The organism is Desulfonatronospira sp. (assembly GCA_003563255.1).
Taxonomy (GTDB): Bacteria; Desulfobacterota; Desulfovibrionia; order Desulfovibrionales; family Desulfonatronovibrionaceae; genus Desulfonatronospira.
Genome location: PWSL01000055.1, coordinates 1 through 2,645, shown reverse-complemented (window position 1 = coordinate 2,645; position 2,645 = coordinate 1). Strand labels below are relative to the sequence as shown.

Here is a 2,645-nt window from a genome sequence, read left to right as displayed (position 1 = left end):
GGGGCAAGACCCGCAAGGAAAAGGTATCAGCCCTTCGGGCGGGGGAAGATTACTCCCCGGTATCTACCGCGGATGCGGTGGAGACCATGTGCATACCAGGTGCGTAATCCTGGTATGCACATAAAAAACCTCTCTTATCTGCCTGCCCCGTAAAATTTCTTCCCATTTTACTGGGGTGTACATCTGTGTGATCTGTGGGCCAAAAACTCTTTTCTAATCTGGGTTGCGGGCATAGCCCGCGTTAGAAGCGCTGAACAGATACATGACATTTAACCATTGATTACATTTTTAGTAATGGAAGACAAAATACCAAAAATACTTGTGGTTGATGATGAGTTCGTCAACAGATCCATGCTGCGCAAATTTCTTGCCTCCAGAGCCGATATACTTGAAGCCGAGGACGGCTACCAGGCCCTTGAACTTGCCTCCTCCCAAACCGACCTGGTACTGCTGGATCTCATGATGGAAGGTATTGACGGCATCGAAGTGTGCCGGCGACTCAAGGATCGGGAGGACACCAGAGAAGTCCCGGTCATATTCATCTCAGCGGTCAACAATCCCAAGGTTAAGGCCCAGGGTCTGGAAGCCGGGGGCATGGATTTTGTGGACAAACCCTTTGACCGCAACGAACTACTTTCCAGAATCAATATCCATCTTACACTTCGCAGGCAGACCCAGGAGATCAAAAAATACACACAGGAACTGGAACACCTGGTTGAAAAACGAACCTGGGAACTTCAGGAATCCGAAAAAAAATACAGGACCCTTTTCGAAGCATCCAAAAGTGCCATGTTGCTTATGAATACTTCCAGCAAACAGCTGATCATGGTCAACAAGGAATTCTGCGATCTCATGGGATATTCCAGGGATGAGGTGGAAGAAAAGATGCACTTCCTGGATTTTGTGCATCCTGAAGATCACTGGCGGGTTCAGAAATACCTTGACAGTAGCGGAGCCACCACAGAACTGGAGTCTGCTGAATTTGAAATCAAAGGCATTACCAGGGACCAGAAAAAACTGCACCTTTACCACAAGATTGCGGTTATCCCTGAATGGAAATCTTCCATTATATCCATTTTTGACCTTACAGACAAGCGGCTGGTGGAGGAAGAACTGCGGCAGCGCACTTTCTACAGCCGCCTCACCGGTCTTCCCAACAGCGAATTATTTAAAAACAGGCTGAAAAAATCCATTCAGACCTATCAAGAGGACAAGGGATATTTTTTTGCGGTCATTTTCATAGACCTGGACCGTTTCAAGCTGGTCAATGACAGCCTGGGGCATCAGAAAGGAGATGAGCTAATTGTTCTAATGTCCAAAAGGCTGGAAAACTGCGTTAAAAAAAGAGATACCGTTGCTCATTTCGGAGGGGATGACTTCGGACTATTAATTGAAGCAGAAGACCTGCCCGAGGCTGCATTAAGGGCTGAAAAAATCAAAGATCAGTTTGCCGAACCCTTTGAAATAGCCGGCAATGAAATCTTTACTACCTGCTCCATGGGCATTGTGGTTTCAAGCCAGGACTACAGTGATCCGGAGGAGATTTTCAGAGATGCGGATACTGCCCTGCATCGGGCTAAATCCATCGGTCCGGGAAGTTATGTGGTCTTTGACCCTCAGATGCACGCCCAGGTTTCCAATTTGCTCCAGTTGGAAACAGAACTGCGAAAAGCCATTCAGCAAAAGGAATTCGTCCTTTATTATCAACCAATCTACAACCTTTCGGACATGACTATATCCGGCTTTGAAGCCCTCATACGCTGGATTCATCCGGATAAAGGCATGGTTCCCCCAAATGTTTTCATACCCATTGCAGAAGAAACTGAGCTCATCACCCCACTCGGGGAATGGATTCTGGATACCGCCTGCAAACAGGCTTTCAAGTGGAGACAAATGGGCCTTGACTTCACCATGAATATAAATCTTTCCGGGGTGCAGTTTAAGGATAAAAATCTGTTGAATTTTCTGGAGAACACTATCCTTAGAAACAGCATTAATCCCTGGAATATAAACCTCGAGCTGACCGAAAGCGTAGTCATGGACGATGCCGAAGACTCCATTACAACCCTGAACAAAATCAAAGGTCTGGGTCTAAAGCTCTCCATTGACGATTTCGGAACAGGTTACTCTTCTCTAAACTACCTGCAGAAGTTTCCAATCGACAACCTCAAGATTGACCGTTCCTTCATCAACACCATGGAAAGCCAGAGTGGACAGGCACTGGTCCGCGCCATCCTGGCCATGACTCAAAGCCTTGGCATCAAGGCAGTGGCCGAGGGGATTGAAACAAAGGAGCAGATGCAGATGCTTCAAAGCTTCAACTGCTATTTCGGACAGGGTTACTATTTCTCAAAGCCGCTGGATGTAAAAAATGCCGAACAATACATCCAGGAAATTCTGGACAAAAAGGACTGATCCCGAATTACTGCAGAGATCCGGCCCTGACAGATGACAGAAGACAGAGGTCCCTTTTTCCGCGACCCTGCACGGAAAAAGTGGCCCCTTCGGGGCATCATTTCCTTTATTGTTCCCACGCTCTGCGTGGGAACATCTTCCGGACGCTCCGCGTCCATTAATGATCCAGCACTCACTTTTGAATACTATTTTTTCTGGTATTTCTCCATTGCCAAAAGTGAGTGCTGGAT

The 2,645-nt window shown here is 47.1% G+C and carries 2 protein-coding genes; both read left to right on the top strand.

Annotation, left to right across the window (positions count from 1 at the left end):
- The first annotated feature begins 294 nt into the window (after positions 1–294).
- Positions 295–2,415, top strand: coding sequence for an EAL domain-containing protein (locus tag QZP87_RS01710; RefSeq protein WP_291321194.1), 2,121 nt, complete (start codon positions 295–297; stop codon positions 2,413–2,415).
- Between the two features lie 33 nt (positions 2,416–2,448).
- Positions 2,449–2,645: hypothetical protein (locus QZP87_RS01705; protein ID WP_291321193.1), on the top strand; the 197-nt coding region annotated here is incomplete at its 3' end.